13 protein-coding genes are annotated in these 11,408 nt (G+C 74.5%); 7 read left to right on the forward strand and 6 right to left on the reverse strand.

The window, feature by feature from the left end:
* The first annotated feature begins 78 nt into the window (after positions 1-78).
* Positions 79-1,170, forward strand: a complete 1,092-nt coding sequence (locus ACFXGA_RS33570) for a hypothetical protein (RefSeq protein WP_378095001.1) — start codon at positions 79-81, stop codon at positions 1,168-1,170.
* A 177-nt stretch (positions 1,171-1,347) separates the two neighbouring features.
* Here the strand turns inward: ACFXGA_RS33570 and ACFXGA_RS33575 are convergent, their stop codons facing one another.
* A complete protein-coding gene (locus ACFXGA_RS33575; RefSeq protein ID WP_378095003.1) occupies positions 1,348-1,749 on the reverse strand; it encodes a MerR family transcriptional regulator in 402 nt (133 codons plus the stop codon).
* A 49-nt stretch (positions 1,750-1,798) separates the two neighbouring features.
* On the opposite strand from ACFXGA_RS33575, the gene ACFXGA_RS33580 reads away from it, so the two are divergent.
* The 3 genes from ACFXGA_RS33580 to ACFXGA_RS33590 all read left to right on the forward strand — a co-directional run bounded on the left by ACFXGA_RS33580 (position 1,799) and on the right by ACFXGA_RS33590 (position 4,616).
* Positions 1,799-2,680, forward strand: coding sequence for an NAD(P)-dependent oxidoreductase (locus ACFXGA_RS33580; RefSeq protein ID WP_378095005.1), 882 nt, complete (start codon positions 1,799-1,801; stop codon positions 2,678-2,680).
* A 266-nt stretch (positions 2,681-2,946) separates the two neighbouring features.
* On the forward strand, positions 2,947-3,660 hold the full coding sequence (locus ACFXGA_RS33585; RefSeq protein ID WP_378095007.1) for a substrate-binding periplasmic protein: 714 nt from the start codon (positions 2,947-2,949) through the stop codon (positions 3,658-3,660).
* Positions 3,657-4,616, forward strand: a complete 960-nt coding sequence (locus tag ACFXGA_RS33590; RefSeq protein ID WP_378095009.1) for a cation diffusion facilitator family transporter — start codon at positions 3,657-3,659, stop codon at positions 4,614-4,616. The genes ACFXGA_RS33585 and ACFXGA_RS33590 overlap by 4 nt, the downstream gene beginning before the upstream one ends.
* A gap of 12 nt (positions 4,617-4,628) precedes the next feature.
* On the opposite strand, the gene ACFXGA_RS33595 is transcribed toward ACFXGA_RS33590, so the two are convergent.
* The 4 genes from ACFXGA_RS33595 to ACFXGA_RS33610 all read right to left on the reverse strand — a co-directional run bounded on the left by ACFXGA_RS33595 (position 4,629) and on the right by ACFXGA_RS33610 (position 8,560).
* Positions 4,629-5,054, reverse strand: a complete 426-nt coding sequence (locus ACFXGA_RS33595) for an STAS domain-containing protein (protein WP_378095011.1) — start codon at positions 5,052-5,054, stop codon at positions 4,629-4,631.
* Positions 5,055-5,120: 66 nt separating this feature from the next.
* Positions 5,121-5,546, reverse strand: a complete 426-nt coding sequence (locus ACFXGA_RS33600; protein ID WP_378095013.1) for an ATP-binding protein — start codon at positions 5,544-5,546, stop codon at positions 5,121-5,123.
* 707 nt (positions 5,547-6,253) lie between these two features.
* Positions 6,254-7,549: a phosphatidylserine decarboxylase family protein gene (locus tag ACFXGA_RS33605; RefSeq protein ID WP_378095015.1), complete on the reverse strand. Its 1,296-nt coding sequence runs from the start codon at positions 7,547-7,549 to the stop codon at positions 6,254-6,256.
* Positions 7,550-7,846: 297 nt separating this feature from the next.
* Complete coding sequence (locus ACFXGA_RS33610; protein WP_378095017.1) at positions 7,847-8,560, reverse strand: helix-turn-helix transcriptional regulator; 714 nt, start codon at positions 8,558-8,560, stop codon at positions 7,847-7,849.
* A 77-nt stretch (positions 8,561-8,637) separates the two neighbouring features.
* On the opposite strand from ACFXGA_RS33610, the gene ACFXGA_RS33615 reads away from it, so the two are divergent.
* From ACFXGA_RS33615 to ACFXGA_RS33625, 3 genes are all read left to right on the forward strand, one after another.
* Positions 8,638-8,790 (forward strand): hypothetical protein, encoded by a 153-nt coding sequence (locus ACFXGA_RS33615; protein WP_378095019.1) that lies wholly within the window; start codon positions 8,638-8,640, stop codon positions 8,788-8,790.
* Positions 8,787-9,410 carry a GTP cyclohydrolase I FolE gene (gene folE / locus ACFXGA_RS33620; protein WP_378095021.1) on the forward strand — a complete coding sequence of 208 codons (624 nt, stop codon included), beginning with the start codon at positions 8,787-8,789 and terminating at the stop codon, positions 9,408-9,410. The genes ACFXGA_RS33615 and folE overlap by 4 nt, the downstream gene beginning before the upstream one ends.
* Positions 9,411-9,476: 66 nt before the next feature.
* Entirely contained in the window at positions 9,477-10,706 is a 1,230-nt protein-coding gene (locus ACFXGA_RS33625) for an NAD(P)/FAD-dependent oxidoreductase (RefSeq protein WP_378095023.1), read from the forward strand.
* 61 nt (positions 10,707-10,767) lie between these two features.
* Here the strand turns inward: ACFXGA_RS33625 and ACFXGA_RS33630 are convergent, their stop codons facing one another.
* Positions 10,768-11,145, reverse strand: coding sequence for a DUF488 domain-containing protein (locus tag ACFXGA_RS33630; protein ID WP_378095025.1), 378 nt, complete (start codon positions 11,143-11,145; stop codon positions 10,768-10,770).
* Positions 11,146-11,408 lie beyond the last annotated feature (263 nt).

Consider the following 11,408-nt stretch of genomic DNA (forward strand, 5'->3'; position numbering starts at 1 on the left):
GGGGGGGGGGGGGGGGCGCCGGGGGGCGGCCGCGGGCCCAGTCGGGAGTCGAACCGATCGCCGAAATCCGGAGGTCCCGTGCCCGACGTCGTCTGCTACTACCACGACCCGGTGAAAGCGCCACTGCTCCGCGACGCCGTCCTGCCGGCGTTGGCCGAGGCGGAGGCGGCCGGCGCGCGCGGCCACGTGGAGCGGCACTGGTTGCACGGGCCGCACCTGCGGGTGCGGCTGGACCGGGAGGCCGACCTGGTCGCCGACCGGCTGCGCGAGCACCTGGCGGCGCGCCCGTCCACCGCGGGCACCCCGCACGACGAGCTGCTGGCCCGGTCGCGCGACCACGGCGTGGCCGAGCTGGTCCCACCGCCGTACGAGCCGATCCACCCGGACAACACCGTGGTGGTCGAACCGACCGACCTGCGGGGCGTCCGGGAGCTGCTCGGCTCGGACGCGCTGGTGGACCTGCGGTCGCGGGTGCTGCGCCTGGGCGTGCCCGCGGTGCGCGACGCGGTGGCCGCCGACGACACCACCGCCACCACCCGCGTGCGGACCGCGTTGATCGCGATGGCCGCGCACGCGAGCCGCTACCCCGGCGGCCTGGACCACGGCTACCACTCGTTCCAGTCCCACCTGGAGGACTTCCTGCTGCACAGCGACCCGGACGGCCGCCTGCGGTCCCGGTTCGACCGGGTGTGGGAGGACAACGCGGGGAACGTCACCGAAACGGTCCTCGCCGTCGCCGAGGACCGCCTGGCCACGCCGTGGGCGACCTGGACGACCGCCGCCCGCGAGGTGACCGAGGTCGTGTACGACAACGGCGACCTGCCCAGCGGCGACAACCCCCGCCACGGCGAGCGCGCGGTGCGCCTGGGGGACCGCGACGCCATCCGGCGGTGGCACCGCGACCACCGCGTCCACCACAGCGAGTACCACCGCCGGTTGCGGGCGGTGGACCTGGAGCACCCGCTCCTGCGGCGACAGGTCGCCGTCTACCGGTTCGGCACCAACATGCTCTACCAGCTGCTCGCGGTCTGCGACGTGACGCCGGTCGAGCGCTACCTGGCCGCGAGCCTGGTGGCGCGGGCCGTGCAGCGGATCACCGGCGTGAGCTGGTCCGAGCACATCGAGCGGATGGCGCGGACCACCCCGGCCCGCCGGGCGCACGGGGGGTGACCGCGCCGGGTCGCTCGGCCCCCCGGGCGGATGAACCCGCGAGGATTTTGCGCGCGCTCGTTCCGGGCATCTCACGGCGCACACCTTGGTGCGCCTCGACCATGGGACCGCCGTGAGCCCAACGAAGCGGAGCGCCGATGTCGTCGGGACAGGCCGATGCCGACGGGCGGCGGCCGTTCAGGCGGGGACCGGTTCCGACCCGTCGAACGGCGGGTGGTCCACGTCGCCCACCCGCTCGGCCGCGCCGATGTAGTCGGCCAGGGCGTCGCGGGACCGGGCGAGCCGGGCGAGCCGTTCGTCCAGCACGTGCAGCCGCGACCGCATCGCGTCCAGGAAGTCCGGGCACCCCGGCAGCGCCGGGGTTTCGCCGACCGCGCACGGCAGCAGGTAGGCGATGTCCTCGGAGGACAGGCCCGCGTCGAGCAGGCGCCGGATCTGCCGCACCCGCAGCACGGCGTCCTCGCCGTACTCGCGATAACCGTTCGCGCCGCGCTCCGCCTCCAGCAACCCCTGCGCCTCGTAGTAGCGCAACTGGTGGGTGTGCACGCCCGTCCGACGCCCCAGTTCCCCGATCCGCACCGAACCCTCGCTTGACCTTCACACCGGTATCAACGTTGACGATGCTGCCATGGACAACGCAAGCAGCACACCGGTGGCGGTGATCGGGCTGGGCCTGATGGGCCGGGCGCTCGCCGGCGCGTTCCTCGACGCCGGGCACCCCACCACCGTGTGGAACCGCACCGCCGCGAAGGCCGACCGGTTGGTGGCCAGGGGCGCGACGCTCGCGCCCACGGTGGAGGACGCGTTCCGGGCGGCTCCTCTCGCGATCGTCTGCGTCACCGACCACGACGCCGTGCGGGACGTGCTCGGGGCGGGCGGCGGACCGGACGGCACGACGGTGGTCAACCTGACCTCGGGCAGCTCGGCCCAGGCCCGGGGGACGGCCCGCCGGGTCGATCCGCGGGGCGCCCGCTACCTGGACGGCGCGATCATGGCCGTCCCGCCGGCGGTCGGGACACCGGACGCGCTGATCCTGCTCAGCGGCCCGCGGTCGGCCTTCGAGGCGCACGAGTCGACGCTCGGCGTGCTCGGCGCCGTGACCCACCTCGGCGCGGACCCCGGGCTGGCGTCGCTGTACGACGTGGGCGGCCTGGCCATGATGTGGGGCGTGCTGAACGCCTGGCTCCAGGGCACCGCCCTGCTCCGCACGGCCGGCGTCGACGCCGCCACCTTCGCGCCGTTCGCGCGGCACCTCGCCGTCACCGTGGCCGACTGGCTGCCCGGCTACGCCGAGCTGGTCGACCGGGGCTCGTTCCCGGCCGAGGTGTCGGCCCTGGAGACCGACGCGCGGGCGATGGCCCACCTGGTCGAGGAGAGCGAGGCGGCCGGGATCAACGCCGAGCTGCCGAGGCTGATGAAGGACCTGGCCGACCGCGCGATCGCCGCCGGGCACGGCGGCGAGCAGTACCCCGTGCTGATCGGGGAGTTCGGCAGACCCGGCCCGGCCTGACCGCCCGCGCTCGGGCCGATCGGGTGGTCCGCCGGTGCGCGGTCGCGCGTGCCGGCGGCAGCCGCCCGAGGCCCGGCTGCCGCCGCCGGCCACGTTCGACGGCGGCCGGCCCGTTGTCGAACCACCGCGAACTTCCCATACCGCCCAAGGGGAACACCTCCCGGTCGCCCGCCGGGAACTCGGTGATCTTTTCGCGCCGGTTGTGGGTATCCGGGCCCGTGAGCCGCGCGCCGACGTGCGCCCGGCGGGCCGGGAGGGGAGGTCGCATGTGGCGGCGGGTGGTGCTGCTGGTGGTGGTCCTGGCGGCGGCGGGGTGCGGGTTGCCGCGTGACGTCGACGGCACGCTGGACCGGGTGCGCGGCGGCGTGCTGCGGGTGGGCGTGACGGAGAACCGGCCGTGGACGGTGGTGGGCGACGGGCCGGCCGAGGAGGTCTCCGGGGCGGAGGCCGAGCTGGTGGGGCGGCTGGCGGACAGGCTGGGCGCGCGGGTGCAGTGGCGGCACGGGTCGGAGGCCGCGCTGATGGCGGCGGTGGAGGAGCGCCGGCTGGACCTGGTCGTGGGCGGGTTGGAGGCGAACTCGCCGTGGACCGGGCAGGCGTCGCTGACCCGGCCGTACGCCACCACGCGGGTCGTCGTCGCGGCGGCCGGCGACGTGCCGGCGGACCTGGCCGGGGTGCGGGTGGCGGTGCGGGAGGGCACCGACGAGGCCGCCGCGCTGGCCGACGAGGACGCGGTGGTGGTCCCGGTGCGCGACGTCGCCGACGCGGACGGCCTGCCGGTGGTGGTGGAGCACTGGCGGGTGGCCGGGCTCGGGTTGCGGGCGAGCGATCACGTGCTGCTCGAACGCAGCCACGTGTGGGCGGTGCCGTTGGGCGAGAACGGTTGGCAGGTGGAGGTGGAGCGGTTCCTGGCCGACCTGCCGGACGGCGAGGTGGACCGCCTGCTGGCCGAGGCGGCGGGGGAGGAGGACGCGGCGTGAAGGTCTACGACCGGTTCGAGCTGCCCCCGGACAAGGCCGCGCTGCACCGGCGGGCGGTGCGGTTGGCGTGGTGGACGATCGTCTTCTTCCTGGCCGCCGTCGCGCTGCTGGCGGTGACCCTGGGCCAGTCGCAGGCGATGAAGGCCGCGTGGATCGAGGACATGCTGGGGGTGGTGCCGCCCGCGGCGTTCCTGATCGCGGCCCGGTTCCGCAACCGCGCGCCCGACGAGCGGTTCCCCTACGGCTACCACCGGTCGGTCAGCGTGGCGTTCCTGGCCGGCTCGGTCGCGCTGCTCGGGTTGGGCGGGTACGTCGTCTACGACTCGGCGGTCCGGCTGGTGGCCGGGGAACGCGCGCCGATCGGGTTGGTGGAGGTGTTCGGGTTCCGGTTCTGGCTCGGCTGGCTGATGATCGCGGTGCTGCTGGCGACGATGGCGCCCGCGATCCTGCTGGGCCGGGCGAAGCTGCGGATCGCCCAGCAGCTGCACGACAAGGTGCTGCACGCCGACGCCGAGATGAACCGGGCCGACTGGCTCACGGCCGCCGCGGCGGTGCTGGGCGTGCTCGGCATCGGGTTCGGCCTGTGGTGGGCCGACGCGGCGGCGGCGCTGGTGATCGGCGGCGACATCGTCCGCGACGGTGTCCGCAGCACGCGCGGGGCGGTGGCCAACCTGATGGACAACCGGCCGCGCGTGGTGGACGAGAGCCGCCCCCACCCGCTGCCCGACCGGTTGCTGGCCGCGGTGCTGGACCACGACTGGATCGCCGACGCGTGGCTGCGGGTCCGCGAGGAGGGGCACGTGTTCGTGGGCGAACTGCTCGTCGTGCCCGTCGAGGGCGCCGACCGGCTCGTGCCGCGGTTGGAGCAGCTGCAACGGTGGGCGCGGGACTTCGACTGGCGCGTGCACGACCTCGTCGTCGCCCCGGTCTCCCGCATCGAGACCGGCTCCGGCTGACGGGCCCGGGATCTACGCGGGGCGCGTGGCGGCGAGCGCGGCGGACACGGTCGGGTGGACCGCGAAGACGTGGTCCAGCTCGGTGACCGCGAGCAGCCGCAGCACCTGGCGCCGGCCCGCGACCACCGCCAGGGACACGCCGTCCCGGGACGCCCGGTGGTGGGCGTCCAGCAGCATCGTGAGGCCGGCCGAGCCCAGGAAGCTCACCGAGCACAGGTCGAGCACCAGCGCGTCGGGGCGCCTGCCCAGTTGCGCGCACACCTCGGCCCGCACGGGCGCCACGCTGTCCGCGTCGATCTCGCCCGCGACCGCGGTGACGGGCACGCCGTCCTGCTCGGTGGTCCGCACGGTGGCGGCGGGGCTGCCGGGTTCGCGCATCGCCGGTGCTCCCTCGCCCGGTCGGTCGTCGCCCGCGGGACCGCGGACCCCGCGCGGCATCGACGTCACGGTACCGCCGCGACGAGCGCCGACGCAGCCGCGTTCACCTGACCGTGCCGCCCCCGGTCAGGGCCGGCGGACGCAGTCGGGCAGGCCGCAGCCGACGACCGCCCAGACCGTCTTGCCGCCGCCGTCCCGCGGCCGCACACCCCACTCCCGCGACAGCCTCGCCACCACGAGCACCCCGCGTCCCCTGGTCTCGGCGATCCGCGACCGGCCGAGGACCGGCGGCTGCGCCGACTCGTCGTCCACCTCGACCCGGACCCGGCAGGGCGCGCGGTGGTGGCGCACCCGGACCTCGGCCGCGCCGGGCGCGTGGTCGAACACGTTCGTGACCAGCTCCGTGGTCACCAGGAGCACGTCGTCCAGGTGGTCCTCGTCCAGCTCCGGCAGCACGGACGTGGCCCAGCGGCGCACCTGCGCGGCCGCGGGCGCGTCCGGGTCACCGGTGTGGAACCCGAGCGGCGCGGGGTCGACGGCGCTGCCCGCCATGGTGCCTCCGATCCCGACTCGTCCCGACCCGGACAGCCTACGAGCCGCCACCGCTCCCCGGACCGCCCCGGCGTGATGATCACCCTCGCACGGGCCCCGGCCTGCACATGGCCCAGCGCTCCGATCCGGCCGATCCCCGGCGGCGGGACGGGGCGGCCCGTCGGTCCGGCGGCGGGACCGGCCGCCGCAGTCCGGGGCCGAGGCGACCTCCGCCCTCAAATCCGATCACGGGGGTTCCGGGCCGGTGACGGTCCGCGCGGCGACCGACCCGATGCGGTGGTGTGCCGGCACGCCGGTGTGACGGGCCGAGGTCGCCGCTTGGGGCGGTCGTCTCCGGGTAGTGCGTCGGTGAGGCGCTGTCGGCGAGGCGCTGTCGGGGGGACTGTCGGAAGGGGAGCGAGCGGTGGGTTGGTGGATGCCGGCGGAGACCGGTCCGCAGGAGCGCACGTGACCGCCGCGTACGAGGTCGCCCGGCGGGCCATGGAGCGCGCGTACCCCGGCACCTCCCTGGTGACCGCCGGCGGCGCGATCCCGTTCATCGGCATCTTCCACCAGGTGAACGAGGACGCGACGGATCCTGCTCCTGGGCTGCGAGGAGCCGTTGTGCGACATCCACTCGGCGCCCGAGAGCGTGGACCTCGGCGGGCTGGAGGCCATGACGCCGGCCGGGTGCTACCTGCTGGAGTCCCTGCGGAGCGGGGCCGGTCTCAGTCCCCGACGGTCGCCAGCAGCGCGTTCACCAGGATCTTCGTGGGCTTGTCGCGGTCGGCTTCGGCGTTCTTGACCGCGTCCACGAAGTCGAGCTTCACGCCGGGCTTGAAGACCAGGCAGTGCGACGAGCCGCCGTACTGGAACTCGCCGATCCCCTGCCCCTTGGCCACCGCGTCGCCCGGTCCGACCGACAGGACGCACGAGGAGACCTCGGCCATGCCGATGGCCACGAAGCAGAGGACGCCGATCTTCGGGTTGTCCGCCTCGATGAAGATGAGGGCGCGGGTCGCGACGTGGGCGATGTACCCCTGGGAGATGTCCGGCGCGGCCGGGTCGCACAGCGCGGCGGGCGCCTCCGAGTAGTAGGCGCCCGGGACCTTGCGGCACGCGAGCACCTTGCCGGCGACCGGGCTGTGCCACCGGTGGTAGTTGAGCGCCGCGAGGAAACCCTGGTACACCGTGCCGCCGACGAACTGGCCCGCGTCGGGCTCGCCGACGCCCTTGTGGGCGGTGTCGAGCAGGTGCGCGAGGGAGTACGGCTGGCCTTTGACGGAGAAGTGGTCGTACAGCGCCACCTTCTCCCTCAGGCGGTAGGGCGACACCTCGCACGCGCTCACGACGTACCGGTTGTCGTCCTTGCCGTGCACGGGCCGGTCGGTGTCGATGTCCCGGAAGCTCCTGGTGAAGAAGTCGTTCCACGACGTGAAGCCGAGGTACTTGTCCGTCTCGTCGCACCGGAAGAGCTGCTTGAAGTTCTTGCCGGGGTCGGACATCTTCCTGAGCGCCTCGTCCGAGAGCCACCCGGCCTTGAGCATCGGCTCCTTCGAGTCGGTCGACCTCAGGAATTCCGCCCACTTGTCGAGCACGGGCTTGAACTCGCGGTTGACGTCCTTGTTGAGGAACGCCGCGAAACCGGCCTGCGTGCCCATCGCCCAGTTCAGGATGACGTTGATCGGGAACCCGACGAGCCCGGAGTCGGTGAAGGCCGGCACCGTCCTCATCACCTTGTTGACGAGTTCCAGCATGTGCTCGAACGACCTGACCTGCGGGTACCCGGTCGGGGTCACCTTCTGGGAGAGCTGCTCGAACATGTCCGTGAACAGGACGTACACCTCGGGATTGACGTAGACGAAATCGCGGAACACCTCCAGGGCCTGGTCCAGCCCGATCGGCACGGCCGCCGCGGCGACCTCCTCCGTGGTCTCCTTGATGAGGTCGTCCAGCCAGGTGGCGAGCATCACCTGGTCGGTCGGGAGCCATTCGCCAACCTGCGTCGCGATGTCGGCCGACATGATCGTCTCCCTGCTCCGCCACCGGCGGCGGACAGCGCGCGGCTGATCCCGGTCCGTTCGGACGGGGTTGAGCGGATCCCTTTTGCCCGACTGTAGCCCGCGCGGATGCCGGTCGCGGGTCGGACGGCCCGGATCACTGGTGCGGGGCGGCCGACAACTCCATCGGGGGTGCTTTCGCTCCCGGACGTCACCTTGATCTCGCCGGTGCCACTCAGCCGTGTCCGGACATCGGGGCAACGGGGGTGCGTTCCGGGTTCCGAAGGCCGAGGAGGGCCGTTCCCGTCACGACGCCCGCGGTCACCCGGTCGCACGGTCGGCCGGGTCGAGCCGGACGCAGCACCGGTCGGGCGCCGGCGCGAGGCGGGCGGTCAGGTCGGTGGCGGCCAAGCCGTCGAGCAGCCCGTCCAGCAGGCACAGGTTCATGCCGCACACGAGTTCGGTGTGCTGTCGCGCCAGGCTGTGGAACGGGCAGTTGCCCAGGACGATCGCGGTGTCGACGGGACGCGGCTCGAAGCCGAAGCTCTCCAGCGCGCGCAGCGCGGCGTGCCGGCTGTCGGGGGCGTCCCGGCTCGTCCGCCCGACGTCGCGGCCCAGGTCGCGGCCGAGGTCGCGGGCTCGCCGGTCGAGCACGGCGCGCGGCGGCTCGCCGGTCGTGTCGGCCTCGGAGACGGCGTCCGCCAGCAGCATGGCGGCCAGCTCGTAGCGCCGGTCGGGCAGCGAGACCGCGATCTGCTCCGCCGAGCGCCGGTACAGCTTGGCCGGTCGGCCCGCGCCGGGGCCGCTGCGACCGCTCCGGCGTTCGTGGGCGACCTCCAGCAACCCCTCGGCGACCAGGCGGTCGAGGTGGAAGGCGACGGTGGTGCGCGGGACGTCCACGGCCTCGGCGGCCTCGTCCCGGCTCACCGGCGCGGCACTGCGGACCACGAAGTCGTACAGCCGGCGTCGGGTGGGTTCGTCGAGGGCGGCGACCGCGGAGACGTGCGAGGCCCACGACTGATCGGGTTCACCCATTCTAACTCCAACTTCCGTTGACGAAACCTCGGGCCGACTTCTAAGGTTAGCCGAAGTTGTCGTTAGAAGGAGGAGACATGGCTACCGAGGTGTCCGGCCTCCCGCCGACGGGCGGGGTGCGGCGGTCCGACCCGGCTTACCGGGCATTGGTCGCGCTGCGGGACGTCGGCCCGCTCGTCGCCGGGGCGGCGGCGCGGTGCGCGCCCGGTCGCCGGGGACCGGCGGCATGAGCGCGCCTTCCCGCGTCCCCGCCACGGCCGGACCCCCGCGGCTCCAGGTGGTGCACGGCCGCGGCGGGGTGGACGTCGAAGCCGCGCGGCGCGCCGTGGCCGACCTGCTGGTCGCCCTGGGCCGGGACCCGGAGTCGGAGCACCTGGCCGACACGCCGGCGCGCGTCGCGCACGCCTACGTCGAGATGCTGACGCCGCGCGAGTTCGACCTGACGACGTTCCCCAACGACGAGGGCTACGACGAACTCGTGCTCGTGCGCGGGATCCCGGTGCAGTCGCTGTGCGAGCACCACCTGCTGCCGTTCCACGGCGTCGCGCACGTCGGCTACCTGCCCGGCGAACGCATCCTCGGCCTGTCCAAGCTCGCCCGCGTGGTCGAGCTGTTCGCCCGCGACCTCCAGGTGCAGGAACGGCTGACCAAGCAGGTGGCCGACTGGCTGCAGCAGCACCTGGCGCCGCAGGGCGTCGGCGTGGTGGTCGAGGCCGAGCACATGTGCATGGCGCTGCGCGGCGTGCGGGCGTCCGGCTCGCGCACCGTGACCTCGACCCTGCACGGCCTGCTGCGCGAGGACGCGCGGTCGCGCCAGGAGTTCTTCGCCCTCGCGGGCGTCCACCGGTAGCCGCCGGCCGGCCCCCGCCGCAGAGTGGGGTCCGGTCCGGGTTCCAGTTCGAGGAGATGATTCGGGATGGCCGAGCAGGTGTTCGTCGTCGTCGGGGCCGGGCTCGCCGGCGCGCGGGCGGCGCAGGCGTTGCGCGAGGAGGGGTTCGCCGGCCGGGTGGTGCTGGTGGGTGACGACCCCGAACGGCCCTACGAACGCCCGCCGCTGTCGAAGGGGTACCTGCTCGGCGACCAGGAGCGCGCCTCGGTGTACGTGCACGACGAGCAGTGGTACGAGGCCAACGCGGTGGAGCTGCGGCTCGACTGCGCGGTGACCGCGCTGGACCGCGCCGCGCACCGCGTCGAGCTCGCGGGCGGCGGCCACCTCGACTACACGAAGCTGCTGCTGGCCACCGGGTCGTCGCCGCGCCGCCTGCCCGTGCCGGGGGACGACCTGCCCGGCGTGCACTACCTGCGCCGGCTCGACCAGGCCGACCGGCTGCGCGAGGCGATGACGCCGGGCGCGTCGGTCGTGGTCGTCGGCGCGGGGTGGATCGGGCTGGAGGTCGCGGCCGCGGCGAGGGCGCGCGACTGCGCCGTCACGGTGGTGGAACCCTCGCCGGCGCCGCTGCACGCCCCGCTGGGGCCGGAGCTGGGCGGCTTCTTCGCCGACCTGCACCGGCGGCACGGGGTCGGGTTCCGCTTCGGCACCCACGTCACCGGGCTGCGCGGCGACGGCCGGGTCTCGGCGGCGGTCCTCGCCGACGGCACCGTGCTCCCGGCCGACGTGGTGGTCGTCGGGGTCGGCGTCCGCCCCAACACCGCGCTCGCCGAGCGGGCCGGGCTGGCGGTCGAGGACGGCGTCGCGGTGGACGCCTCGCTGCGCACCGGGGATCCGGACGTCTTCGCCGCGGGCGACGTGGCCGCGCCGTTCAGCCCGCACTACGGGCGGCGCGTCCGGGTCGAGCACTGGGCGAACGCGCAGGAGGGCGGGCAGGTCGCGGCCAGGTCGATGCTCGGGCGGGGCGTGACGTACGACGAGCTGCCGTACTTCTTCTCCGACCAGTACGACCTGGGGATGGAGTTCACCGGCTGGTTCCCGCCCGGCGGCTACGACCGGGTGGTCACCCGCGGGGACGTGGACGGCCTGGCGTTCCACGCCTTCTGGCTCGCCGGGGACCAGGTCGTGGCGGGCCTGCACGTCAACCTCTGGGACGACGGCCTGGACGGCGTCCGACACCTGATCCGCGAGCGCCGCCCGGTCGACCCCGACCGCCTCGCCGATCCGACCGTCCCCCTGGCCGCCCTCGTCGGCTGACCGCGGTGTCGCGCGGCCGGGTCGGGTCGATCGGCCGGCGGACCGCCGCGTCCGCCGGCGCTCACCCGGCCGGGTCGTCGTCGGGTGCGCTCAGCAGCTCGGCGAGCACGGCCGCGTGGCTGTGCTCGACGTCCTTCGTGGCGGTCAGCAGCGTCAGCGCCCGGCCCCGCGCCCGGTCCCGCAGCTCGCGCAACGCCGACCGCCCTGGGGGCGCGTCCAACTCGGCGCGGTAGCGGCGGCGGAACTCGGCGAACCGGTCGACGTCGTGCGCGTACCACTTGCGCAGGTCGGTGGACGGCGCGAGGTCCTTGGCCCAGTCGTCCAGCGAGAGGTCGTCCTTGCGCACGCCGCGCGGCCACACCCGGTCGACCAGCACGCGGACGGCCCGGTCCCGCTCCACCCCGTCGTACACCCGACGCACCCGCACCCGGTGGGACATCCCATCGCCTCCGATCCGACCGCACGACGGACCCGTGACCGGTCGAGGATAACGCCGGTCCGCCGCACCCGGCGGCGATCTCCGGCGGGCGATCACCGCCCGCCACCAAGACGGTCCGAATCGTCATGTGTTCGTCAGGTTCGCCGGCGGCTGCTCGCGGCATGATGGTGGGGCGGGACCCCGGGGGGGGGTCCCCCCCCCGTGGACCCCCACGAAGCTAACCAGGGGGCGCGGGGGGCCCGGCGGGCCGCGCGCGTCGCCCC

The organism is Actinosynnema sp. NPDC059335, from assembly GCF_042752395.1.
GTDB lineage: Bacteria > Actinomycetota > Actinomycetes > Mycobacteriales > Pseudonocardiaceae > Actinosynnema.

What these genes read in the sequence shown, in the direction of transcription:
- ACFXGA_RS33585 (WP_378095007.1), top strand. Translation starts at nt 2,947, where the DNA reads ATGTGGCGGCGGGTGGTGCTGCTGGTGGTGGTCCTGGCGGCGGCGGGG.
- ACFXGA_RS33600 (WP_378095013.1), bottom strand. Translation starts at nt 5,546, where the DNA reads ATGGCGGGCAGCGCCGTCGACCCCGCGCCGCTCGGGTTCCACACCGGT.
- ACFXGA_RS33595 (WP_378095011.1), bottom strand. Translation starts at nt 5,054, where the DNA reads ATGCCGCGCGGGGTCCGCGGTCCCGCGGGCGACGACCGACCGGGCGAG.
- ACFXGA_RS33615 (WP_378095019.1), top strand. Translation starts at nt 8,638, where the DNA reads ATGGCTACCGAGGTGTCCGGCCTCCCGCCGACGGGCGGGGTGCGGCGG.
- ACFXGA_RS33625 (WP_378095023.1), top strand. Translation starts at nt 9,477, where the DNA reads ATGGCCGAGCAGGTGTTCGTCGTCGTCGGGGCCGGGCTCGCCGGCGCG.
- ACFXGA_RS33605 (WP_378095015.1), bottom strand. Translation starts at nt 7,549, where the DNA reads ATGTCGGCCGACATCGCGACGCAGGTTGGCGAATGGCTCCCGACCGAC.
- folE (WP_378095021.1), top strand. Translation starts at nt 8,787, where the DNA reads ATGAGCGCGCCTTCCCGCGTCCCCGCCACGGCCGGACCCCCGCGGCTC.
- ACFXGA_RS33610 (WP_378095017.1), bottom strand. Translation starts at nt 8,560, where the DNA reads ATGGGTGAACCCGATCAGTCGTGGGCCTCGCACGTCTCCGCGGTCGCC.
- ACFXGA_RS33580 (WP_378095005.1), top strand. Translation starts at nt 1,799, where the DNA reads ATGGACAACGCAAGCAGCACACCGGTGGCGGTGATCGGGCTGGGCCTG.
- ACFXGA_RS33630 (WP_378095025.1), bottom strand. Translation starts at nt 11,145, where the DNA reads ATGTCCCACCGGGTGCGGGTGCGTCGGGTGTACGACGGGGTGGAGCGG.